24 protein-coding genes and 2 pseudogenes are annotated in these 22,722 nt (G+C 62.2%); 13 read left to right on the top strand and 13 right to left on the bottom strand.

All coding sequences use genetic code 11. The features are described from left to right. The first annotated feature begins 58 nt into the window (after positions 1 to 58). From feoB to dmeF, 3 genes are all read left to right on the top strand, one after another. Positions 59 to 2,389, top strand: coding sequence for a Fe(2+) transporter permease subunit FeoB (gene feoB / locus KFB96_RS00200; RefSeq protein WP_213458411.1), 2,331 nt, complete (start codon positions 59 to 61; stop codon positions 2,387 to 2,389). 51 nt (positions 2,390 to 2,440) lie between these two features. Then, positions 2,441 to 2,683, top strand: a complete 243-nt coding sequence (locus KFB96_RS00195) for a FeoC-like transcriptional regulator (RefSeq protein WP_213458410.1) — start codon at positions 2,441 to 2,443, stop codon at positions 2,681 to 2,683. A 303-nt stretch (positions 2,684 to 2,986) separates the two neighbouring features. Beyond that, positions 2,987 to 4,012: a CDF family Co(II)/Ni(II) efflux transporter DmeF gene (gene dmeF / locus KFB96_RS00190; protein WP_213458409.1), complete on the top strand. Its 1,026-nt coding sequence runs from the start codon at positions 2,987 to 2,989 to the stop codon at positions 4,010 to 4,012. Positions 4,013 to 4,108: 96 nt separating this feature from the next. Here the strand turns inward: dmeF and KFB96_RS00185 are convergent, their stop codons facing one another. From KFB96_RS00185 to KFB96_RS00175, 3 genes are read right to left on the bottom strand one after another with little or no spacing between them, the layout of a single operon-like run. Then, positions 4,109 to 4,777, bottom strand: a complete 669-nt coding sequence (locus tag KFB96_RS00185; RefSeq protein ID WP_213458408.1) for a membrane integrity-associated transporter subunit PqiC — start codon at positions 4,775 to 4,777, stop codon at positions 4,109 to 4,111. Next, the gene (locus KFB96_RS00180; RefSeq protein ID WP_213458407.1) at positions 4,774 to 6,459 is read right to left on the bottom strand and encodes an MlaD family protein; all 1,686 of its coding nucleotides are present in this window, start codon (positions 6,457 to 6,459) and stop codon (positions 4,774 to 4,776) included. The genes KFB96_RS00185 and KFB96_RS00180 overlap by 4 nt, the downstream gene beginning before the upstream one ends. Continuing rightward, complete coding sequence (locus KFB96_RS00175; RefSeq protein WP_213458406.1) at positions 6,407 to 7,696, bottom strand: paraquat-inducible protein A; 1,290 nt, start codon at positions 7,694 to 7,696, stop codon at positions 6,407 to 6,409. Before KFB96_RS00175 ends, KFB96_RS00180 begins: the two co-directional genes overlap by 53 nt. Positions 7,697 to 8,099: 403 nt before the next feature. On the opposite strand from KFB96_RS00175, the gene KFB96_RS00170 reads away from it, so the two are divergent. Continuing rightward, complete coding sequence (locus KFB96_RS00170) at positions 8,100 to 8,531, top strand: DNA polymerase III subunit chi (RefSeq protein WP_213458405.1); 432 nt, start codon at positions 8,100 to 8,102, stop codon at positions 8,529 to 8,531. 76 nt (positions 8,532 to 8,607) lie between these two features. On the opposite strand, the gene KFB96_RS00165 is transcribed toward KFB96_RS00170, so the two are convergent. Further along, a complete protein-coding gene (locus tag KFB96_RS00165; protein WP_213458404.1) occupies positions 8,608 to 9,303 on the bottom strand; it encodes a hypothetical protein in 696 nt (231 codons plus the stop codon). A 135-nt stretch (positions 9,304 to 9,438) separates the two neighbouring features. Between KFB96_RS00165 and KFB96_RS00160 the strand changes: the two genes are divergently transcribed. Next, a complete protein-coding gene (locus tag KFB96_RS00160; RefSeq protein ID WP_213458403.1) occupies positions 9,439 to 9,783 on the top strand; it encodes a TusE/DsrC/DsvC family sulfur relay protein in 345 nt (114 codons plus the stop codon). Positions 9,784 to 9,954: 171 nt separating this feature from the next. Here KFB96_RS00160 and parC read toward each other — a convergent pair whose 3' ends face one another. Continuing rightward, entirely contained in the window at positions 9,955 to 12,243 is a 2,289-nt protein-coding gene (gene parC / locus KFB96_RS00155; RefSeq protein WP_213458402.1) for a DNA topoisomerase IV subunit A, read from the bottom strand. Positions 12,244 to 12,630: 387 nt separating this feature from the next. Here parC and KFB96_RS00150 point away from each other — a divergent pair, with 387 nt between their 5' ends. Further along, entirely contained in the window at positions 12,631 to 12,855 is a 225-nt protein-coding gene (locus KFB96_RS00150; protein WP_213458401.1) for a hypothetical protein, read from the top strand. A 504-nt stretch (positions 12,856 to 13,359) separates the two neighbouring features. Here the strand turns inward: KFB96_RS00150 and KFB96_RS00145 are convergent. From KFB96_RS00145 to KFB96_RS00120, 6 genes are all read right to left on the bottom strand, one after another. Next, positions 13,360 to 13,758, bottom strand: a complete 399-nt coding sequence (locus tag KFB96_RS00145; protein WP_213458400.1) for a type II toxin-antitoxin system VapC family toxin — start codon at positions 13,756 to 13,758, stop codon at positions 13,360 to 13,362. Next, positions 13,758 to 14,030, bottom strand: coding sequence for an antitoxin (locus tag KFB96_RS00140; RefSeq protein WP_213458399.1), 273 nt, complete (start codon positions 14,028 to 14,030; stop codon positions 13,758 to 13,760). Before KFB96_RS00140 ends, KFB96_RS00145 begins: the two co-directional genes overlap by 1 nt. 301 nt (positions 14,031 to 14,331) lie before the next feature. Continuing rightward, on the bottom strand, positions 14,332 to 14,661 hold the full coding sequence (locus KFB96_RS00135) for a hypothetical protein (RefSeq protein ID WP_213458398.1): 330 nt from the start codon (positions 14,659 to 14,661) through the stop codon (positions 14,332 to 14,334). Between the two features lie 36 nt (positions 14,662 to 14,697). Continuing rightward, positions 14,698 to 15,042 carry a hypothetical protein gene (locus KFB96_RS00130; protein ID WP_213458397.1) on the bottom strand — a complete coding sequence of 115 codons (345 nt, stop codon included), beginning with the start codon at positions 15,040 to 15,042 and terminating at the stop codon, positions 14,698 to 14,700. 156 nt (positions 15,043 to 15,198) lie between these two features. Then, complete coding sequence (locus KFB96_RS00125) at positions 15,199 to 15,717, bottom strand: GNAT family N-acetyltransferase (protein WP_300971192.1); 519 nt, start codon at positions 15,715 to 15,717, stop codon at positions 15,199 to 15,201. Next, positions 15,714 to 15,995 carry a DUF1778 domain-containing protein gene (locus KFB96_RS00120; protein WP_213458396.1) on the bottom strand — a complete coding sequence of 94 codons (282 nt, stop codon included), beginning with the start codon at positions 15,993 to 15,995 and terminating at the stop codon, positions 15,714 to 15,716. The genes KFB96_RS00125 and KFB96_RS00120 overlap by 4 nt, the downstream gene beginning before the upstream one ends. A gap of 1,081 nt (positions 15,996 to 17,076) precedes the next feature. Between KFB96_RS00120 and KFB96_RS00115 the strand changes: the two are divergent. The 3 genes and pseudogenes from KFB96_RS00115 to KFB96_RS00105 all read left to right on the top strand — a co-directional run. Then, a pseudogene (locus tag KFB96_RS00115) lies at positions 17,077 to 17,442 on the top strand (transposase); the annotation flags it as partial. Between the two features lie 207 nt (positions 17,443 to 17,649). Beyond that, positions 17,650 to 18,063 (top strand): hypothetical protein, encoded by a 414-nt coding sequence (locus tag KFB96_RS00110; RefSeq protein WP_213458394.1) that lies wholly within the window; start codon positions 17,650 to 17,652, stop codon positions 18,061 to 18,063. 158 nt (positions 18,064 to 18,221) lie between these two features. Beyond that, positions 18,222 to 18,650: a DUF29 domain-containing protein gene (locus KFB96_RS00105; RefSeq protein ID WP_213458393.1), complete on the top strand. Its 429-nt coding sequence runs from the start codon at positions 18,222 to 18,224 to the stop codon at positions 18,648 to 18,650. A 38-nt stretch (positions 18,651 to 18,688) separates the two neighbouring features. Here KFB96_RS00105 and KFB96_RS00100 read toward each other — a convergent pair whose 3' ends face one another. Next, on the bottom strand, positions 18,689 to 18,985 hold the full coding sequence (locus tag KFB96_RS00100) for a hypothetical protein (protein WP_213458392.1): 297 nt from the start codon (positions 18,983 to 18,985) through the stop codon (positions 18,689 to 18,691). Between the two features lie 197 nt (positions 18,986 to 19,182). Here KFB96_RS00100 and KFB96_RS00095 point away from each other — a divergent pair, with 197 nt between their 5' ends. From KFB96_RS00095 to KFB96_RS00085, 3 genes are all read left to right on the top strand, one after another. Further along, positions 19,183 to 19,806, top strand: a complete 624-nt coding sequence (locus KFB96_RS00095) for a hypothetical protein (protein ID WP_213501652.1) — start codon at positions 19,183 to 19,185, stop codon at positions 19,804 to 19,806. Further along, on the top strand, positions 19,731 to 20,405 hold the full coding sequence (locus KFB96_RS00090; protein ID WP_213501650.1) for a hypothetical protein: 675 nt from the start codon (positions 19,731 to 19,733) through the stop codon (positions 20,403 to 20,405). The genes KFB96_RS00095 and KFB96_RS00090 overlap by 76 nt, the downstream gene beginning before the upstream one ends. Before the next feature lie 231 nt (positions 20,406 to 20,636). Then, a complete protein-coding gene (locus KFB96_RS00085; RefSeq protein ID WP_213458390.1) occupies positions 20,637 to 20,873 on the top strand; it encodes a hypothetical protein in 237 nt (78 codons plus the stop codon). Between the two features lie 377 nt (positions 20,874 to 21,250). On the opposite strand, the pseudogene KFB96_RS27330 reads toward KFB96_RS00085, so the two are convergent. Beyond that, positions 21,251 to 21,421: pseudogene (locus KFB96_RS27330) on the bottom strand (M48 family peptidase); the annotation flags it as partial. Between the two features lie 429 nt (positions 21,422 to 21,850). Between KFB96_RS27330 and KFB96_RS00075 the strand changes: the two are divergent. Beyond that, positions 21,851 to 22,498, top strand: coding sequence for a hypothetical protein (locus tag KFB96_RS00075; protein WP_213501646.1), 648 nt, complete (start codon positions 21,851 to 21,853; stop codon positions 22,496 to 22,498). Positions 22,499 to 22,722: the final 224 nt, after the last annotated feature.

The following is a 22,722-nucleotide window of genomic DNA, read 5'->3' as shown; positions in this document are numbered from 1 at the left end:
ACCCCCCGACGGAAACCGCCGGCAAGACCCAGCGCGGCACTGGACAAGGAACAAGACCATGAGCAAACCCTTGACCGTCGGCGTGGTCGGCAATCCGAACTGCGGCAAGACGACCCTCTTCAACGCCTTGACCGGGTCGCGTCAGCGCGTCGGCAACTGGCCGGGCGTGACCGTGGAGCGCAAGATCGGGCGCTATCGTTTCGAGGGGTCCATCGTCCATCTCGTCGACCTGCCCGGCACCTATTCGCTGGATGTCTCGGATCACGATCTCTCGCTGGACGAGCGCATCGCACGCGACTTCATCCACGATCGCGAGGCGGATCTCGTCCTCAACATCCTCGATGCGACCAACCTCGAACGGAATCTCTATCTCACGACTCAGCTGATCGAGATGGGCCGCCCCCTGGTCGTGGCGCTGAACATGATGGACGTGGCCCGCGAGCGGGGCATGAAGATCGACGTCGCGGCCCTCGCGAAGCGTCTGGGCTGTCCGGTCGTTCCCATCTCGGCCGCCACCGGCTCCGGCATCGCGGACCTCAAGCGCGTTCTGCTGGAAAGCCAGGCGACCCATCCGATCCCGCAGGTCGAGATCCCCTACCAGCCTCTGCTCGAAAAGGCGATCGCCGCGCTCTTGCCGCGTGTCACGTCGATCGCTCGCGAGAACGGCGACTCGCCGCGCTGGCTTGCCGCCCGTCTGCTGGAGGGCGACGATCTGGCGCAGCGCCTGGTCGGTGATCGGGTGGCACCGGGCGAGGTCCGCGCGCTGCTCGGCGATCAGGCCGATGATCTCGACATCCTGGTCGCGGATGCCCGTTACAGCTTCGCGCACGCCATGACGCAGGTCACGGTGACACAGGTCGGCAAGGTCTCGCGCAACCTCTCCGACCGCATCGACCGGGTCATGCTCAACCGCATGCTCGGCATCCCGATCTTCCTGATCGTGATGTATCTGATGTTCATGTTCACCATCAACATCGGCGGGGCCTTCATCGACGTCTTCGATCAGGCCGCCGGCACGCTCTTCGTGGACGGGACGGCCCATGTCCTGGCCGGCTTGGGTGCGCCCGCATGGCTGATCCTGCTGCTGGCCGACGGCATCGGCGGCGGCATCCAGGTGGTGGCGACCTTCATCCCCATCATCGCTTTCCTCTACATCTTCATGTCGATCCTCGAGGACTCCGGCTACATGGCCCGCGCCGCCTTCGTCATGGATCGCTTCATGCGCGCCGTCGGCCTGCCGGGCAAATCCTTCGTGCCGCTCCTGGTCGGATTCGGCTGCAACGTGCCGGCGATCATGGCCGCGCGGACCCTCGAGAACCAACGCGACCGGACGCTGACGGTCCTGATGGCGCCCTTCATGTCCTGCGGCGCGCGTCTGCCGGTCTATGTGCTCTTTGCCGCGGCCTTCTTCCCGGTCGGCGGTCAGAACATCGTCTTCGGGCTTTACCTCATCGGCATCGCGGTCGCGGTGCTGACCGGCTTCGTCATGAAGAGCACCCTGCTCAAGGGGGAGGCCACGCCCTTCATCATGGAGCTGCCGCCCTATCACCTGCCGACCCTGAAAGGCGTCGCCTTGCGCACGCTCGACCGCACCGGCGGCTTCGTCGTCCGGGCGGGTCAGGTCATCGTCCCCATGGTGCTGGTGCTCAACGTCATGAACAGCGTCGGCACGGATGGCTCCTTCGGCAACGAGAACAGCGACAAGTCCGTCCTCGCCGAGGTCGGGCGCACACTCTCCCCCGCTTTCGCGCCCATGGGTCTGGATGCGGAGAACTGGCCGGCCACCGTCGGCATCTTCACCGGCATCCTGGCCAAGGAGGCCGTGGTCGGCACCCTGGATGCGACCTACTCCGCCCTCGCGGTCGCGGATGCCGGCGAGACCGAAGAGGAGGCGCCCTTCGATCTGAAGGCCGGCTTGCTCGGCGCCTTGGCGACGGTTCCCGCAAACCTCGCCGATGCACTCGGCAGTTGGGAGGACCCGATGGGCTTGAACGTGGGCGACCTGACCGACACGGCGGCCGTGGCCGAATCGCAAGAGATCACCACGGGCACCTTCGGGGCCATGGCATCGCGCTTCGACGGGGCCGCCGGCGCCTTCGCCTACCTGCTCTTTATCCTGCTCTATGCGCCCTGTGTCGCGGCGATTGCGGCCATCTATCGCGAGACCTCGCCGGGCTGGGCGGTCTTCACGGTGCTCTGGACGACCGGGCTCGGCTATATCGTCGCCACCGTCTTCTATCAGAGTGCCATCTTCGCCCGAGATCCGACCAGCTCCGCGGCCTGGATTGCCGGCATGCTGGCCCTCTTCGCCACCGTGGTCATCGGGATGCGGATCAGTGCGGAACGCGGAGGGCCGAGGCCGACCGGTTTGGTCCGCGAGGGTGCATGACAACCGGTTCGGATCGACGCCATCGACCCCACATCGTCAAGGAGATGCAGCATGATTCTCTCGGAGCTCTCTGGTTATCTCGAGCAGCACCGCCGGGTCGGCTTGATGGACCTGGCCTATCGCTTCGAATCCAGTCCGGATGCACTGCGCGGCATGCTCGACATCTTGGAGCGCAAGGGTTGGGTCCGACGAATCACGGGTTCGGCCGGATGCAGCTCGGGGTGCAGCAAATGTGACCCGGCGACGATCGAGACCTATGAGTGGATCGGCGAGGAGTTTCGGGCGGAGTCCTGATGTCCGGGGGGAGCCGAGTCATCCGTGGTCGGTGATGAGCTCTCGGTTATCGGTTATCAGCTAAACCGCGTCCAGAGCGACATGCGTCATTTTCATTTTGCGTTTAGCTTCGGAGATGTCCTCGATCTCGGTGAGACGCGGTTTACAATTTGATATTTTTTAATACTTTAAACCGCGCCGGCTCCAGCGGTTCTGAAATCCGCCGGGGCCGATCCTATCCAAAACATCGCATACCGCACTGGGCGCGGTTTAATAGCTAACAGCTCGGTTTCGATCGCGGCTTCGATCAAAGACGAGATGCCTATGCACACACACGACATCAGCGACTGGGGTCACAGCCACGACTTCGCCACCGCCGACCAAGCAGATGCGGAGCGTCGGACGCGCTGGGTCGTCGGTCTCACCCTCGCGGCCATGTGCGTGGAATTGGTCGCCGGCTGGATCACCGGCTCGATGGCCCTGCTGGCGGACGGCTGGCACATGGGCAGTCACGCCGCAGCACTCGGGATTGCCGCCTATGCCTATGCCTTCGCGCGGCAGCGCGGAGCGGATCGGCGCTTCACCTTCGGGACCGGCAAGGTGTCCTCGCTCGCAGGCTATTCGAGCGCACTGCTGCTGGCGGCGGGCGCCCTTTGGATGCTGTTCGAATCACTGAGCCGTCTGATCGATCCGGTCGAAATCCGCTACGAAGAGGCGATGATCGTCGCGACCTTCGGCCTGGCCGTGAACCTGCTCAGCGCCTGGTTGCTGGGCCACTCCGGACACGATCACCATCATCACGGGCATGATCATTCGCACGAGCCTCATCATGAGCACGACGACCATGCACACGACCATCATCACGGCGTGCTCGCCGACATCCAGGATCACAACCTGAAGGCGGCCTATCTGCATGTCATTGCCGATGCCCTGACCTCCGTCCTGGCGCTGGTCGCATTGGCGATGGGCTTGCTCTATGGTTGGGCCTTTATGGACCCTCTGATGGGTATCGTCGGCGCCGTCTTGATCGGCCGATGGGCCTGGGGACTCGCGCGCGAGAGCGCGCAGGTGTTGTTGGACGCAGGCGACAACGGCGCGATCGAGCGCGAGATACGCAAACGGATCGAGGCCGACGCGGACAACCAGGTCGCTGATCTGCACGTCTGGCGGATTGCACCCGCCGGGCGCGCCTGTATCCTATCGCTGGTCACCCACCACCCACGCCCGGTCGAGCACTACCGCGACCTCCTCTACGGCATGACCGGCCTGCTCCACGTCACGGTCGAGGTCAATCAGTGCCGACAGCCGGCATGTGGGGCAGCGCTCGAGACAAGCCCCCGAACCGCATAACTCAAACCCCGTCGTAGGATGGGTAGAGCGCAGCGAAACCCATCCTCCAAACTCCGACATTGCCGAACTGGAATCGGGAGAGCGCAGCGAAACCCATCAGGGAATACGCAGCAAGCCGCCCCGATCTTCCGGCCGCTCCGGTGCCGGCGGCTTCGGCTTCGGGAGCTGCTTTAAGGTCACCGCCACATCCCGGCTGAAATCACCCAATGTCTCGCTCATCGCCGCGATGAGTGCGCCCTCGTCCTTCGGCTCGGCCAGCGGGCGACGGTAGTGCGTGTCCTCCACGCGCAGGACCTGATCGGTGCGGTGATCAAGCACGATCCAGCGCGCCCGCAGCACGGCGTCCCCATCGTAGGTCCCCTCGAAGGCGAGCACGTCGGCCGTCACCCGGAAGTCCAACGGATAACGGACCTCGTTGGGAAAGCCGAAGACGCTGCTCGTGCCCAACAAGGCGGACATGTTCTCGATCCAGACTCGCAGGAAATCGTCCTGGATGGTCCCGCCCCAGCGATGGAACTCGTCGATGGCCAACCGATTGCCGGCATCGCGCGTCACGATCTGGGGTCGGTCGAGAAACTGAGGAAAGTTGACCGGACCAAGCCCGACGCCCAGCACCGTGCTCGGCGAACCACCCGAATCGGGCATCGCACGCATCGGCGTCAGGGTATAGAAGCTCGACGGCGGCGAGGTCGCACAGCTCGTCGTGACCAGGACGGCGACGGCGACCACAACCACGGGGGCCAACCCGAATGCTCTCACCTTCATCGACCTCCTCCTTTGCCCCTCAGCAGGGCTTCCGGGTGACGCTCCAGATAGTCCGTCAGGACCTTCAGCGATCGCGCCGCACCCGAGACCTCGTTGAGCGAGCGTCGCAGCTCGACGGAAATGGGGGAGCCCTCCTCGATCATCCGGCGCACACCCCGCAAGGTCGCGGTGGTCTGACGCAGGGTCTCGGCAAGCTCGGGCGCAATGCCGGTGTTGAGCTGCTCGGCCAGCGCACGGATCTCGGACAGCGACTCTTCAAGCTCCACGATACCCTGTTTCAGCGCCGCGGAGTTCACGATCTCGCTCGCACCGGCGAGTGTGTCGGTCAAATCCTTGCCGATCCGATCGAACGGAAAGGCGTCGAGTCGGTCGAGGATCGCGGTGACCTTGTTGGTCAGGGCCTCGAGCGAGCCGGGGATTGTCGGCAGGACATCGTAGTCGCCCTCTTTCGCCAGCGCCTCGGGCGCCGCATCCGGGTAGAAATCAAGCTCCACATAGAGCTGGCCCGTGATCAGGCTGCCCGTCTTGAGCTGAGCCCGCAGACCCTTGGCGACCAATTGCCTGATCATTCCCGTCTCGTCGAGCGCACCGCGATCACCGCGCACCGCCACACGTTCGGGCTCGATCTCGATGAGGACCGGGATGTGAAACTGCAGGTCCTCGACGCTGAGCTGAAGCTGGATATCGAGGACCTTCCCGATCGCGATCCCGCGCAGCATGACGGGGGCGCCGACGCTCAAGCCCCGCACCGAACCCTCGAAGAAGAGGAGATAGCGCTCTTTGTGCAGATAGATCTTCTCATGGGCGTTGTCGCGGCTCGCATACAGCGGAAACACATGATCCGCGCTCGGAGGCTCGCCCGACGCATCGATGGTATCCGGCGTATCGAAGGCCAAGCCGCCGATCAAGACCGACATCAACGACTCGGTATCCACCGTCACGCCGGCGGCGCTCAACGAGAAATCGATCCCGCTGGCATTCCAGAACCGCGTGCTCGTGGACACCAACCGATCATGCGGCGCGAAGATAAAGACGTCGATGCTGACCGCCTCCCCGTCGTCGTCGAGCGAGAAGCCCGCAACCTGACCGACCTGAATCTGGCGGTAATACACCGGAGCACCGACGTTCAACGACCCCAAGGTCTGCGAGCGCAACGCGAATCGCGTCCCCGCCTCCGATGTCGTAAACAGCGGCGGCTCCTCGAGTCCTTTGAACCGGAGCACTTCCTTACCGCCGCGCACCGGATCGATAGCAATAAAGGAGCCCGACAGGAGGGTCTCCAGACCCGAGATTCCGCTGGCGGTCACCCGCGGACGCTCGACCCAGAAGCGCGTCTTCTCGGTCAGAAACTGCTCCGAGCCGTGCTTGAGCTCGGCAGTGACGATGACGCTCTTCAGATCCGCACTCACGTCGATGGAGGTGACCTGGCCGATGTCGACATCCTTGAACTTGACCTTGGTCTTCCCGGCTTCCAGCCCCGACGCCGTCCTGAACTCGATCGTGACCGTCGGCCCCCGCTCGGCATAGGTCTTGGCCGCAAGCCACCCCCCGATCAACAGGGCCACGATCGGGATCAGCCAGACAAGCGAAACACCGCTGCGGCGCTTGACGATCGCCGCGGGCGCGCCATCAAGGGGATCCGGCAAGGCTGTCCCCGTACCGGCGTTCTCGATCTCCGACATGTCCCTGCTCCATCGCGTCCCAGATCAACCTGGGATCGAACGACATGGCCGCGAGCATGGTCAAGACCACGACCGCGCAAAAAAAGATGGCACCAAGCTCCGCTTGGACGCTCGCAAGATTCCCGAGCCGCACCAGGGCGACCAGGATCGTGACGACATAGACATCGACCATGGACCAGCGTCCGATCGTCTCGACGACACGATAGAGGCGGGTCCGCTCGCGCGGCCGCCACGCGGAGCGCAGCTGAACCGACACGAGAAGGAAGATCAAGATCAACAGCTTCAGGAGCGGAACGAAGATGCTTGCAATAAAGATCACAAGGGCCAGAGGCCACATCCCGTGATCCAGCATGAACGACACCCCGGAAAAGATGGTATCCGATTGGCTGCGTCCGAGCGACGTCACCGACATGATCGGCAAGACGTTCGCCGGGATGTAGCAGAGGATCGCCGCAATCAAGAGCGCCCAGGTCCGTTGCAGACTTTGAGGTTTGCGCCGATGCAGCACGTCCGTGCACCGCGGACAGCGCAGCCGCTCGCCGTCGCGCAGGGCCTCGGAGGGACGAACCACCAGCTCGCAGACGTCGCAGGAGACCTGGTCCTCGCCATGGCGCAGCGGGCGCGCGCGGGCACCGTTGATGGGCACGCGCGACCAGACGAGATCCGGATCCAGGGCCGCCTGCGCCGCCGCCAGGACGAAGATGAGCGCGACCAGGGCGAACAGCGACGCACCCGGAACAATCGATGCCATGTCGGCGAGCTTCACCACCGCCACCAGGATTCCGACCATGAAGACGTCCATCATCCCCCAGGGGACCAGAGTCCGGACCCATCGAAAGAGCGTCGGCAACCAGGGCGGCATCCGATTCAGGGTCAGCGGGACCAACACGACCAACAAGAGCGCCAACTGCAGGCCGGGCGCCAGGATGCTGGTAAAGAGCACCACCGCGGCAATCGGCCAATCGCCCGCTTGATAAAGATCGACCACGCCAGTGATCAGCGTCGTCTGCGTCCCCCTGCCCTGCATCTCGAATGACAGAAAGGGGAAGCTGTTGGCGACGACGAAGAGGACGAGTCCGGCAATCGTGAGTGCCAGAGTCCGGTTCAGGCTATCCGGCCGATTGCGGTGCATCGTGCCGCCGCAGCGCACGCACTGCGCCGATCCGCCCGGCGGCACCTCCGGGATGCGCTGGAGCAGACCGCATTCCAAACATGCGGTAAGCGAGTCTTGGGCCATGGTGCTCGGTCGTTTGTTCGGTGGTCCGTGCGAATCGGGGCTGGATCGGTCGGGTTCCGCACGCGGGGCAAGCAACCCCGCGAAGAAGCGACATGCTGTCGGTATACTAACCCCAATCGGACCGCAAAATGGCCGTGTCGCGGCAGCCCGGCAACGCCGCAGCCGTGTCCCGAAGCACGCCCGAGATCAATGACATCACGACTTGGGCGATTTCCGGGAATGATCATCCCGGCCGTGCGTGTTGCCAATGCTTACCGGGCGACTAAAGTCGCCCCTACATGTTGGTCGATGCTTTCCCGGAAATCACCTTAAGATAAGGCGCGTCGGCGACAATGATCGCGGACTCACGCAAAGTCGGACCCAAACCACAACAGCGCATGGCAAATCGGACGCGCCTTAACCCATGACCCGAATCGACTTCTACAGCCTCGACGGCAACAGCGGCGGCGATCGCTTCCTCCTCGTCTGTCGGCTCGTCGAGCGCATCCGCGTGACCGGCGCACGCGTGCTGATCCACTGCCCCGACCCCGGGCAAGCCCAACATCTGGATCGTCTGCTCTGGACTTTCCGCGAGGACAGCTTCCTGCCCCACGGACGCGTCGGTCACACCGACCCCGAGCTGACCCCCGTTCTCATCAGCGGCGACGGCTCGCCCGACAGCGAAGATCAGGTCTTGATCAACCTCTCGAGCGAGGTCCCGGAGTTCTTCAGCCGCTTCGAGCGTCTCTGCGAGCCCATCGACCACGACCCCGCCGCCCGCCTCGCCGGACGCGAGCGCTTCCGCTACTACCGCGATCGCGGCTACCCCCTCGAGCACCACCAGATCCGGCTCTGACCCACCCCGCCCAATCCCCGCTCCCAATTCTCAGTTCCAGCCCGGGTAGAGCGCAGCGAAACCCATCCTCCCCGGCTCACCGACCCCGATTCAGATCAAGGGTCGCCGATGCGTGAGCGGATCGCCAAAGCCGATAGGCCCCGAGCGCAAACGCTGCCGTCCCGATCGCCGTCAGGACCTGCTCCAACCAGTGCATGTAGAGCGTATCCGGCGAGGCCATCGCAATCGGCGGCAGCGCGAAGACCATCGCCAGATTCACCCCGAAGAAAAGCGCGGCATCCTTGCGGCCGAGCCGCAGCGCGCTCGCGATCAAGGAAAGACTCAACATTAGGTTGGCGACGCTCGCCAGCCCCAGCAGCGGCAAGAACCAGCCCCTGGGAATCCCCATCCCAAGCGTGCGCACGACCACGGCACCGACGACGACCAGGATGACGGCAACAACCCCATACCGGATCCACATACCCTCGCCCCGTCCCCGAACCCGCAGCAAGACACCCAGGGCCGCCCCCGCCAGCAGCGCGAATCCCGGTGCCATCAACGGAAAGAGCGCGCTCGCGAGCCAGGTCAGATCCTGGCCGCTGGCGACGAGTATCAGTTTCCAGACCGCCTTCGAGAGTCCACCCAGCAGGATCAGCACACCACCCGCGCGCGCCATGGTCCGATGTGCCGGGTCGAGATCCCCGACCAGACGGGCGAGAAACCACAAGGCGAAACCGGTAAAGAGCACCGGCAAGAGGTTGAAGAGGGCAAGCGGCAAGGTCAGCTCGGACATGGGGATGGGCCTCGACGAATCCGTTCGTGAATCAGGGGGTTGACGCGCCGATAATTCCGACTATATTGGTCGGAGAGAGCGTTGCTAATAGCATCATAAAAATTACTGATCCATCTAAGACCAAGGATAATCGCAATGACCCAAACCGCCGTCCGCAACCCGACCCCGCCCAAACACCGCCCTCTCCCCGTCGACGAGGACGGATTCCTGCTCGACCCGACGGATTGGAACGCCGGCATGGCCCGTGTCATGGCGGAGCTCGACGAGATCGGCCCCCTCGTCCGCGACCATTGGGCGATCATCTACTACCTGCGCGAGCATCGCATGACCTATGGCGCCATCCCTCCCGTGTCGCAGATCTGCCGCACGCACGGCATGCAGCGCGACGCGGTCCGCCAGCTCTTCGGTTCCTGCCGCCAGGCGTGGCGCGTCGCGGGATTGCCGCATCCCGGTGATGAGGCCTTGAGCTATATGAGTTAAACCGCGTCCGGAGCAATATGCGTCGTTTTCGCACTGGATCGGCTACGGCAGAAACCATGAGAGTCGGAGCTGACGCGGTTTAGAATTTCAAGGTGATTTCCTGGAAAGGAACTACGGAGGTAGGGGCGAATTTATTCGCCCCTAAACCGCGACCAGAGCGTCGATGTCGGATTACGCTGCGCTAATCCGACCTACGGTCTCGGCGACCGATAGACCCTCCACCCGCTGAAAGCCGCGCGGCAGCAGACGCCCGCGGCGTCCACGTTCCCCTTGATAGACATCCAGATCCGCCGGCTTCAGGGTCAAGTTCCGTTTGCCCGAGAGCAACACGAGACTCCCGCCCTGCGGGACCACGGCGAGCGCAATCACCAACTCCTCCCGTGCCGCGACGCGGGCCGAAGGGATGCCGATGATCTTGTTGCCCTTGCCCCGCTGCATCTCGGGAAGCTCCGCGACCGGGAACAGCAGCAGATGGCCCGTGGTGGTGACGGCCGCGAGCCTGGCGCCCTCCAGGCCGCCCTCCTCCCCGGTCAATGCGAGCGGCACCAAGACCTCGGCGCCCTTGGGCAGGCTCAGCACCGCCTTGCCGGCCTTGGCCTTGGCGTAGAGGTCCTCCATCCGGGCGATGAATCCGTATCCGGCATCCGACGCCATCAGCACGCGACTCTCGGGCGCCTCGCCCAGCACCGCCACGAAACGCGCGCCGGCTGGCGGGTCGAGTCGTCCGGTCAAAGGCTCGCCCTGCCCGCGCGCCGAGGGCAAGCTGTGGGCCGGCAAGGAATAGCTGCGCCCGGTCGAATCCAGAAAGACGACGGCCTGACTGCTGCGCACCCGCACCGCCATGAGGAACCGATCCCCGGAGCGGTAGCTCAGCCCGACCGGATCGACCTCGTGCCCCTTGGCCGCGCGCACCCAGCCCTTCTCGGACAGGACCACGGTCACCGGCTCGCTCGGGGTCAGATCGATCTCGTCGATCGCCGCCGCGCTGGCCCGTGCGACCAGAGGCGAGCGCCGCGGGTCGCCGTGTTTCTCGGCATCCGCCGTGATCTCCTCGGAGATCAGACGCTTGAGCGCAGACGCGTCACCCAGGATGGCTTGCAGCCCATCGCGCTCCTCGGCCAATTCGGCCTGCTCGGTGCGGATCTTCATCTCCTCCAGACGCGCGAGCTGACGCAGCCGGGTGTTCAGCACATAGTCCGCCTGGGCCTCGGAGAGCGCGAACCGCTCCATGAGCACCGGCTTGGGCTCGTCCTCCGTACGGACGATGCGAATCACCTCGTCGATGTTGAGAAAGGCGATCAGCAGACCGTCCAAGAGGTGCAGACGCTCGAGGACCTTGTCCAGACGATGTTGCGAGCGCCGCCGGACCGTCTCGGTCCGGTAGATCAGCCACTCGACGAGGATGTCGCGCAGCGTCATGACCCGCGGCCGACCGTTCAGCGCGATCACGTTCATGTTGACCCGGTAGCTGCGCTCCAGGTCGGTCGTGGCAAAGAGGTGCGACATCAGCCGTTCGACATCGACGCGATTCGAACGCGGCACGATCACCAATCGGGTCGGAAACTCATGATCCGACTCGTCGCGGAAGTCCTCGATCATCGGTAGCTTCTTGGCGTTGAACTGCTGCGCGATCTGCTCCTGCACACGGCTGCCGGAGACCTGATAGGGCAAGGCAGTAATGACGATCTCCCCGCGCTCGACCGCGTAGACGGCACGCTGCTTCAGACTCCCGCCGCCGGTCCGGTAGATCTTCGCGAGATCCTCGCGCGGGGTGACGATCTCGCCCGCGGTCGGAAAATCCGGCCCCGGAACGAAGCGCATGAGCTCTTCGAGGGTCGCGTCCGGATGATCGAGCAGATGGATGCAGGCCCGTGCGACCTCGCGCAGGTTGTGCGAGGGGATATCGGTCGCCATGCCGACTGCGATCCCGGTCGCGCCGTTGAGCAGCAGGTTCGGCAGACGCGCCGGCAGCAGCTTCGGCTCCTCGAGCGTCCCGTCGAAGTTGGGCTGCCAGTCGACCGTGCCCTGATCGACCTCGGCAAGCAGCAGGTCCGCATAGGGCGTGAGACGCGACTCGGTATAGCGCATGGCCGCGAACGACTTGGGATCGTCCGGCGAGCCCCAGTTGCCCTGCCCGTCCACCAGCGGATAGCGATAGCTGAAGGGCTGCGCCATCAGCACCATCGCCTCGTAACACGCCGAATCCCCGTGCGGATGGAATTTACCCAGCACGTCGCCGACGGTGCGCGCGGACTTCTTGAACTTGGCCGCCGCCGAGAGCCCGAGCTCCGACATGGCGTAGAGGATGCGCCGCTGCACGGGCTTGAGCCCATCGCCCACATGCGGCAGCGCACGGTCGAGGATGACGTACATGGAATAGTCCAGGTACGCCTTTTCGGAGAAATCCTTCAGCGGCAGGCGCTCGAGGCCCTCCGCGTTGTAGGTCGTGGTTTCCGTCATGCCGTCGTCTTGCGCTCACTGAATCCGCGGTCGCGCATGATGCGGCAAGAAGCGGCTCGGGACAAACCCGAGCCGGGGGGACTGGAAGGGATCGTTATGTAAAGCTTTCCATAACGGACCAGTACAGTCACACTGCGACGACGCATGAAGGTCTGCAATGGATCGGACACCTGACCCTCTTTACGTCGGCGGCTGAATAGTCGGTCCCCAAAATGCCCGCATCGGCTCAACTTGGCGCCACTTCCGAGTCACGACTGATGGCAACGGTTCAACACGTGAGCAGAGAGGAGCCTCCATTTTCGGGTATTATCTTCTCCAATAGCCTAGGCGACGAGAAGACTGAGGCTCCCCATGTCACAGCACCTGAGAGCGATCTAAGAGGACGGCGTGTTTCGCCCGCTGGAGCCGGTACGGCTCGCCGAGCATCAAGAAATTACCCTGGTCCTGGAAACCACCGAAAATGTGGCGAGCGCGGCCGACGACGAGAGGCCGATCTGGGAGGTCGCGGCGGCTTTGGCGCGTGACATCCCGGCGGATGCGTTGAGCGCCCTTCCCGCCGACGGCGCAGCCCAGCACGACCACTACCTATACGCCGCCCCCAAGCGAGGCTGATGCGCCGCGTCTTTGCCGATACCTTCTACTGGATCGCCCTGCTCAATCCCGGGGACCAGGCGCACGACCTTGCAGTCAGCGTCAGCAAGAGAAATAGGGGACGTACCACGGAATCGTGCACCCCAAGGATCGGAGTCTCCCATTGCACGCCCTCCGCAAAAACGTCCTCCTAACAGGTGGCCGTGAGAACCCATTCGGACCAGCGTAGCCGGGGGTTCGGATCGGCGGCTTACACGCGTTGACGCACGGCCTCCGCTCGGGGCAAAAAATATGCTGTGTCGTGCGGGTCATCGACCAAGAGTGCGGGACGAAGCTTGCTCTTGCTCAGATCAGAGAACGGAAAGCGGAGTATCGCTACTTGTCCGGCTGCAAATAGGCCCACGCCTCGTCCTCCTCGGGTTTGTGAGAGGGAAAGGGGTCATGGAAAGGGGTCAGAGCCCCGGGAAAGGGGTCAGAGGGGTCAGAGCCCTTTTCCTATGCTATCGCGCTCCACCCTACGCGGGCTCAGATCCAGTTCTCGACCATCAATCCATCGACCCGCTGGAATTCGCCCAGGTTATTGGTGACCAGCGTGCAACCGAGATAGTGGGCATGCGCAGCAATCAGGAGGTCGTTCGATCCGATGGGTGTCCCTTTCACCTCCAACGCATGGCGAATCTCGGCATAGACCCTGGCTGCCTCGTGCGGCCAATCCAGCACCAGGCAGTAAGCCAAGAAGTCCGTCAAGGCCGCCGTATTGTCCTCCCGTTGCCGACCCTTGCAGACGCCGAATCGCAGCTCCGCCAAGACGATGGCGGAGATGCCCACCTCTCCGATCGCCACGCGTCGCAGTCGAGCCTGCACCTGCGGCGGATGGTACTTCATGGCGTAGATACAGGTGTTGGTGTCGAGCATCCACCGCATCAGAGGGTCTCTCTGGTTTGAGGAAGCGGATCGTCGATGGTGTCCGGAAAATCCGCCGAGAGCCGTCGTCCTCGTGCGAAATAGTCATCCCAAGAGCGCGGCTTGGGCGTCAGGACGATGCTGTCCCCCTCCCGGCGAATCAGCACCTCCTCGGCATCGATCTCGAGGTCGCGGGGCAACCGAACAGCCTGGTTGCTCCCGTTGCGGAATAGACGTGCGGTGCGTTGCCGGAAAGTGTCGGATGCGGATGAAGGAGGCCGAGGGTCGGTCATGGGATCTCCAGATACCTATGCGACAAGCATAGGTCGAGTCTAGGACTTCTGTCGTTGGGACGCAACCGCGCAAAGCCGTGAGCGAGCATCAATCTGCCCCTTCCCACGAAAAGGGGTCGGAGCCTGAGGTATTACCAGGAAAATGACAACCTGATCATAACTTTGAATAGCATTATTGGCGCGGATTGTGTACCTCGGGGCCATGTACCTCGGGGTCTTTCCTTGTGACTTTCCAGAGAGTCCGGCCTGGGGGAAACCAGTGGCGCAAACCGGGGACAGACCCAGAGGTATCGCCACGAATTCATCCCCCGGCGGCACCGTCGGCAAGCAAGCCGTCATGATCGCTCGCAACCCATTGGTCCGGTGGCGCGATGGTCGCGAACAGCTCATCGAGCACATCGCGGGTACTGTCGAGGAGGAGCAGCAGACGCGCGAGGAAGATCCGCGAGTAAACGCGGCGCTTGCCGTTGCCCGGATGCAGCCGGCGGTGGACGCCGGCGCGCTCGGCCGCGGTGCCGATCAGCCAGAGCAGAAAGGCGGCCAGCGAGGCGATCAGCACCAGCACCGTGAAGCGTTCGGTGCCGCACGAGCGGCTGCGCTCCATGCCTTCGCCGAAGTGCAGGTTCTTCATGTCCCGGAAGCTCTGCTCAATTTGCTTGCGCTGGGCCTAGAGCCGCACCAGCCGCTTGGCCGGCCAATCGGCGAAGCGAGTCGAGGCCACCAGCAACCAGGGCTCTTTGTGGGCGCTGCGGGCATTCTGCGTGCTGGCCTTGGAGCGTGCGCGTTTGCCGAAGGCGGTCTTGCCGCGACGGCCCTTGGGCGCTCGGCGCACCAAGGCGAAGACGGCGCGCAGCGGATTGCTGCGAACCCACTCGCCTTCGCCGAGCGCCGTCGGGGTGGCCGTTGCGCGCTTGAAAAGCGTCTTGCAACTGCTCCAACAATGTCGCGAGACGTGTGCGGTGAATGGACTACAGCAACGGATCGAGGCAGCGGTGTAAGATGGTTCCGACATGCACGGGAGATCTCCTGGTGGGTTTTGTCGCTTTCCAGGGACAACGACCTCCCGCGCATGCTCCATTCCGTGCCAATAATGCAATTTAAAGTATTGATAAGAGTGTAATTTTCTTGGGGATACCTCAGGGACTTACCACGAATATGTAAGCGGCAGCTAGTTCGCCCCGAGACCGCGTAACGACGGTGGTATCGTCGCCAACGGCAGGAAGAGCGTCAGCGGCGAGTCGGGCAAGGCGATGAAGCTGTGGTGACGGTAGAAGGCTGCTGCCGATTCGTCCTTCGCGTCCACCACCAGACTGAAGGCGGCGATCTCGGAGCGGGCGGCACGTTCGAGCGCGTCGGCCAGCAGCGCGCCGCCGAGGCCCTGCCCCTGGAAGCTCCGATCGACTGCCAAGCGCCCCATGCGCACGGCCGGTACCGAAGGATAGCGCGGCAGCTTCTTGGATGTCGTGGCCGGGAGGTCGGCCAGCAAGATGCTCGCGGATGCCAGGGTGTAGTACCCCGCAATGCGCCCCTCTTGGGTGAGGGCCACGAAGGATGCGGTCACCCTGCGGCGAATATCCTGGGTGATCTGGTGGCGAAAATAGCGATCCAGCGTTGCCGAGGCGCTTTCGAAGGTTGTGCGGTCATGTGCGGCTTCGAGCGGTACGATGCAAAACGGCGCGCCGCTCACTCGGCGGCCACCAACCTACGGCGACGCTCGAAAGCACGCTCCAGGGAAGGGGTGGGCGGTGGCGGTGACAACAGGGCCTCCGCAAAGCGTTGCGAATCGGCCTGCGATAGCCGGATGACTTCGGCCTGCTCGATAGCGCGCTGGGCGGCCTCTTGGACGGCCGAAACCACGAAGTCGGTCATGGTGCGACCCTGGATCTCCGCAGCACGCTTGAGCATCGCGTGCAGCTCGGTGCTGATTCGGGCCTCAAGGCGGGCGGTTGAAGTCGCTGATGGCATAAGATATTCCTCCTTCTCCTAATGTACGGCAGATTGCCGCAAAGTTCCATCGCTCTAATCTAGCCCGCGATCGGGTCGGGCTGACGGGATTGCGCCCGTCAGCCCTCCCACACCCCCGGACATGCGGTTTTCCGCATCCGGCGGTTGAGCCCAGCGGGCTTAGCCCGCAAGCGTCCACGGTAGAGTGAATCCGTGTCGATTCAATGTTGCGGTTTTCAACGCTTGGTTGACGACGATATGACGCGCCATGAACCAGGCCCCGCGCCGACAGCCGGCCACCCCGAGCGCGCGTCCACGCACGCCGAGGCGCCGCAGCGCGGTGAAACCTGGGGTCGCGGTAGGGACGGAGGTTACCCCCCGCCCCCCGCACAGATCCGTACGTGCGGAATTACCGTACGGCTCCTGCCTCGGGTCATGACGCGAAGCGAACCGTCGGGTAGGGGTGAGCCAGTTTCACCGACGGTAGATATTTTCGAACCAGCCTGTTACACCTCGACCAAGGCATCCGGTGCTTGTGACTGCGCCGCATCAGGGACTGTCGCCAGGCGCGGGTGACCTCCGCTCGGAAGCCGTCCAGGCGTTTGAGATTGCCCGGCACCGCGTGGTAGTTGAAGTAGCCTCCGATCCCGGACCGTGGGAATCCCCAACGGGCGCTCGCTGCCATCCGGCTTGGGTATCCAAACCCGACGCACGCCATCCGCGCGATACGTCTTCTGTTCCAGTTCCTCGCGCAGTGTCGCCAAGTACCGATCAACTTCCACCACATGCCACCCCTGCTACCCCGGAAGAACCGGCGAGACGCTCTCGTTGTCTGGTCCCGCCGACGGCGGCCTTCCCCTTCTGACCACAGGGTCGGCTTCTTCGATGAAGTGACGAGGCTACATCCAGGTTCGCTTGCGCTGCGGCCTGCGGTTTTGCACCCGCGAAACTCACGACCCTTGGTTACCCAAACGCCGCTCCGGGGCACTACAATGGTGTACGAGCAACTCCATTGGCTGGACTTCAAACGGCAAGTTAATCAGCCTTTTACGGCGTACGGTTAGGTCTTGACTTATGCCTTTTCCGAGCTATTTTTGGAGTCATGGCCAGACCCCTGCGACTCGAGTTTGCCGGTGTGCTCTATCACGTCACTTCGCGCGGTGACGGACGGGAGGACATTGTTCGAGACGTCGGTGACCGGCAGATGTTTTTCGATGTGCTCGCAGGCGTGTGGGAGCGATTCAACTGGGTCATCCACGCAGACTGCCTGATGACCAACCATTATCATCTACTCGTCGAGACACCGGACGGCAATCTCTCCAAAGGGATGCGCGAGCTCAACGGCGTCTACACGCAGCGCTTCAATCGGGTTCACCAACGTGTCGGGCATGTCTTTCAGGGACGCTACAAGGCCATCCTCATTCAGAAGGAGGCGTATCTCCTGGAAGTCGCACGATACGTGGTGCTGGCCTTGATCATCGTCCGGTCCAACTGCTTGCGGTCCCTGCGTAGTCAGGGCTTCCAGCCCTGATTCTGTCAGGCCAGGATGGCCTGACTACGCAATTGGTGGCCGATGTGGGCGAACGGATGATCGAGGCCCGCGCATGGTTCGCTCGCCGGAAGACTATCCCTGGAGCAGCTATCGGGCGATGATCGGCGAGGACGCGGCCCCGGAATGGGGCTCGAGACGCACGCGATCCTCTCGGCGTTCGGTCGGACGGAAGCGGAAGCGGTCGTGGGTTACCGGTCCTTCGTGGCCGCCGGCAAGGGGCAGCCCTCGCCTTGGGAGTCCGTCAAGCAGCAGGTCTTTCTCGGCTCGGAGGCCTTCGTCGAGGCCATGCAACGGAAGATCCCGCAGGACCGGGATCTGCGCGAGGTCCCCCAAGCCAAACGTCGGCCGGTTCCACGTGCGTTGCCGAATTACGAGCGGGCGCATGCGGATCGCAATCAGGCGATCAAAGCCGCCTACGCGAGCGGCGGATACACGATGCAGGAGATCGGTGACTATTTCGGGCTGCACTGCTCGCGCATCAGCAAGATCATTCGCGCTGCACCCGAGCTGACCGGCGAGGCCCAAGTCGGGACCTGACACCGCCTTACACGCAGTAGGCACGGAGGTTTTCGCTGGGGAAGCACCGCATCCTCTCGCGCTGCCAAGTGGCAGCGATCTCCGGTTTCAGGTTGCCATGGCGGAGGTGATCCGTCAGCGCCGAGCATCCACACAACACAACTGATATGAGGTGGCCCATGATTCGTTATGACCAAGACATCATCGCCTGGGCCAATGAGCAAGCGAACCTGCTGCGTGCCGGGCGCTTCGATCAGGTCGATATCCTGCATTTGGCCGAGGAGATCGAGGACGTGGGCAAAAGCGAACAACGCGAATTGGCAAGTCGCATGAGCGTGCTGCTGGCGCACTTATTGAAATGGGATGTTCAGCCCGAGCGTCGCGGTGCGAGCTGGGAGTGTACCATTCGCGAACAGCGCCGCGCGTTGCAGCGCCGACTGAACAAGACTCCGAGCCTGCGCCAGTGTCTCGAGGATGCGGAGTGGTGGGAGGATGTCTGGCTCGATGCCCGCACCGAGGCGAGTCGAGAAAGCGGCATCGGCTTCGAGACCTTTCCCGCGAGCTGCCCCTGGAAGCAAGAAGAGATCCTGCATGGTCATTCGACCTGAACTGAGGTTGAGAAAAAGGTGAAAGATTTATTATCCCGCTACTCATTCTGGATCGGCCCGAATGCGGCAGGTGCATGCGGCGCAAGCCGACGATGGTGAACCCCGCCGGATCGCGCAATGATCGACCTGCGCCGCCGGGGAATCGACTCGAAGCCTTGAGAGTCGATCGGGATGGCCTCGATCATCCCTTCGCCCACAGCGGCCACCGAATGCGTCGTCAGGCCATCCTGGCCTGACGGAATCAGGGCTGGAAGCCCTGACGACGCAAGGATCGCCAGCAGCTGGACCAAACGATGATCAAGGCCATCGGGGGCCTTGATCATCGTTTCGCCCATAACCCTAATCAAGCGTAGGGCATCACAACGTATGGTTTTGCAAATCCGAATGTTACGGCTACGTTACTTTACATTTCTTTACTTGAAACCGAAATCATACATGAATTAGTTTGTGTACGAGCATAATGCTCGGATATTCTGAACGGCACACGAAGGAAACGCTTCGCCCCCTAAACATAAAGAAAAGGATCAATCAAATGAATAGGGTACAACTTGTCACGGTGATCATCTTGGGGGCAGTTACCCTGTCCTCAAAGGTATCCTCTGCTCCTCCTGAAGGCACGGTTTCAATGCCGGTGGATCTGATTGCAGCGCAATCTCTGAGTACTGAGACTTACTGGTCCTCGGAGCGAATGGAGAAGGCGCTCCCGGTCGTGCTTCAAAGACGACCCGACACCGACAGCCAATCAATGCAGTCGACCGAGGTCTTTGAAACGCATTCCGATCCACCGATCCTCATCCCGGGCCGCCCCCCCATTTCCGAGGATTCGGATTTCGAGACGTTTGATACCTCGGCCATCGCACTCGACAGCGCGATGCCGAACCAAATTCAGTCAACCTTCGGCTCCCCACCAGCGAATCCTCAGGATGGGCCTTACCCCCCTTTTCAGCGCTGGAGCATGCAGGGTTCCTATCAGGTATGGCCTAGATCCATTCACGGAAAGCTCTTTCTGACGCTGGACGGAAAAGATCGCGTCTGCTCCGCAACCGTGATCGGACGCAGTGTAATCGCAACGGCTGCTCATTGCGTGAGCAATGGGCGGGGACTTGGGGAACAAACTTCCTTTTCTGTCCGGGCTACAACCAAAGCGGACCTCTAAATGGAATAGGCTGCTGGGCGACGAGGGGTGTCTATGCGGCCAACGCTTATCATTTCAGGGGCGACTACGATTATGACTACGCCTGCCTGATCACCAACCCGACCGGAGACGAGCGCTTCAGCGCAATCGGGGATATCACCGGTTATTCCGGACTGACCTACAACTGGCCGTCATCCCAATTGACGATCGCCTTCGGTTACCCTGTAGCGGCTCCTTTCAATGGCGATGTCATCCAGCAGATTGCCTCGGTCGAGTGGTACGAGACCGATACGACGCCGGGCGATCAGGCGTCGAAATATATCGGAGGCGATCTTACCGCCGGTGCCGACGGAGGCGGATGGTTCCTGAGCTGGAGGCATCCTACGGCCGAGTTTCCGGATACCGACAACAATCGATTCACCGACCCTGCCGGGGCGATGAATGGCCCCTTCCTGAATGGCCTCACCAGTCACCGGCGGTGCCGTATGAACTGCAGCAATCCTCCATCCGCCGGGGCGGGTGAATTCTGGCAAGAGATGGGTTCGCCGGTTTTCCGCAGCACCGAGTCCGATAACCAAGATGCATCCGACATCTTCAACGCATGCCTGAGAAACCAGTAACACAGAGTCCCCTGTTCGCGTCATTTCAAGGATGAAGATGCTTGGCCCCAGCAAAGGACTCGCGCGTGGAGCGCTCCCGGACCGCGGCGGCCGGGAGCACTCGATTCAGGGTGCGGGTAACCGCAGAGGTGTCGGGGTCCTCGGCAGCAGCAGTGGACCTTCGACGCGAAACCTGCGAAGGGCGGAATCGAGCCGTCGCGAGCGGTTTAGGCGAATCTTATGATTTCGAACGTGCAAATCGAGACTCCGGTGGCCATCGGAGGTGTCGGCGGGTGCGGAACGCGCCTTATCGCCGAGATGTTGATGCGGGTTGGGTTCTTCCTCGGCAGCGACCTCAACGAATCTCTGGACAATCTTTGGTTCACGCTTGCATTTAAACCGCGCCCTGTGCGGTATGCGATGTTTTTGGATGGGATCGGCCCCGGCGGATTTCAGAGCCACTGGAGCCGGCGCGGTTTAAAGTATTAAAAAATATAAAATTTTAAACCGCGTCCCCCGCTAAGGGTCGTGGATTCACCAACCTTCGAGCTCACTCGAAAGTGAGCATCTCGCTCTGGACGCGGTTTAGAGGGCGTCCGGGACGGCACGGGATGCCCGACGTCCTCCTCACTGCGGCATACACTCCGGCTCACGCCCCGCGGCACGGGCCTGCCGATAGATCTCGACGGCCTGCTCCATGCCCGTGTCCAGCTCCTCCATGCGCGTGTCGTGGGAGGGGGGAGAGGAAGGCCAACGGCTGACCCCGCCGGCGGCGGCCATGTTCCGCCAGAGCGCAACGCCGGCACGGGATCGAAGCCGGCCTGCGCCATCAGATCGCGGCCGATGCGAGCCGCCTCGCGCTCGTGGGTTCGGCTGTAGGGCAGCAGCAAACCGCACTTCGCCCCGATGCCCAGCGCCCCGCGCAGCACCTCGTGCTTGCGACTTCCCGGCTCCTCGGCGAACAGATCCACCAGCATCAGCCCGCCCTGGACCGCAAGCTCTTGGGTCAAGCGCTCGTTGGAGTGGTCCGCCAACACGTGCGCGATCTCGTGGGCGATGACGGCAGCTGGTCGGGCGCGTTGCCGGGGTCAGCAGAGCGAACCCCGGCATCCCCGGCGTTGCCCCCGCTGGGCAGGGTGTTGTTCCAACCGTATCTCGTCACGAATTGGAATGAATGACTCGGTTATCCAGCAGTATTCGCTAATGCATCGATGCGATAGCCCTGACATGGATTCACATTTCTTTACTGTAAAGCGGCAACCCGTTCGTTTAAATTATGCATCGCATGGGCCAGGCCAATCGTATCACATCAGAGCACACCGATATTAGGAAAGCGTGATGCGATTGCCCTAGACTTAGTAGGGTCTACTTCAGCAATCGAGACGAGCAGGCTGGCTTAACTTCAGGCAGAAATTGTCCTGATCTTGGCGCCCACTTCACTTATGTAATACTTGAGGGCCGATGATATGACCCGCAAAGCGTCTTTGTTGCATGCCGATCCGATTCACTTCTCGCCGATTTATCTTAGCGCAAACACTGTTTCCACAGAAAAGCTGCTCCCTTTTTATCGCTTTTTGAATATTTTTTTTCCGAAGATCGATTCCAGTCTAGTGAAGAAGATCATGGATATGGAGCGGCACGGCGAGCGACTGAAAGCAAACAGTTCTCCGGAAGAGCGGGAAAAGCTGATCCGGCAGATGAACTGTCTGAGTGTGAATATACAGCTGACGGTCAGTGATGAAGAAGAAAAGATAATGGAAATGTCTGTTCGCATTGTGCCCAGTGAAGTGCTGGAACGGGCGCAGCAGGGAAGGAATGATCTGATTCATTGTCCTCGCTTGAGCGATGATCTTGAGAAGCTGGTCGTCAAGTTGATCACAAAAGAGGTTAGTAGCCGGTTTGCGACTAAACTAGCGGACGGCTTCCAAGCGCTGACGGGGTTCAGGCAAGTGCCATCTTTTATTACCCAACTGCTTGAGATCGGGGCTCTCCCGTATTTCAGGAGAACGTATGGGTTATTTAAAAACAGGTATTTAAGCCAAATGCAACCGTACATGCGAACCCCGAAATTTGGACAGGTGTTCGAATACGGGTACGGCCACGAATGGCGCTAAGTTAGGCGCGCGCATTTTATAAACAATGAGCTGCGCGGGTCGCAGATGCGCGAAAAGACGAGAAGCCACCGTCGCGAGCCTGGAAAGCCGGGTGCGATGCCTAGGCTCAACAATCTCTTCATGGACCAAAAGGTAAGCAGTCAGGTCGGGGCTCCCTTGTTTGGCCCCGCGCAGATGGTGCACTGCCGGCGGAGAGGCGGAGCCTAACCCCTTCGGGAATGGTA

Origin of the sequence: Thiocapsa sp. (assembly GCF_018399035.1) — a bacterium.
Classification (GTDB): Bacteria; Pseudomonadota; Gammaproteobacteria; order Chromatiales; family Chromatiaceae; genus Thiocapsa.
Note: the sequence above shows the minus strand (reverse complement) of the source record. Positions and strands in the feature narration are given on the sequence as shown.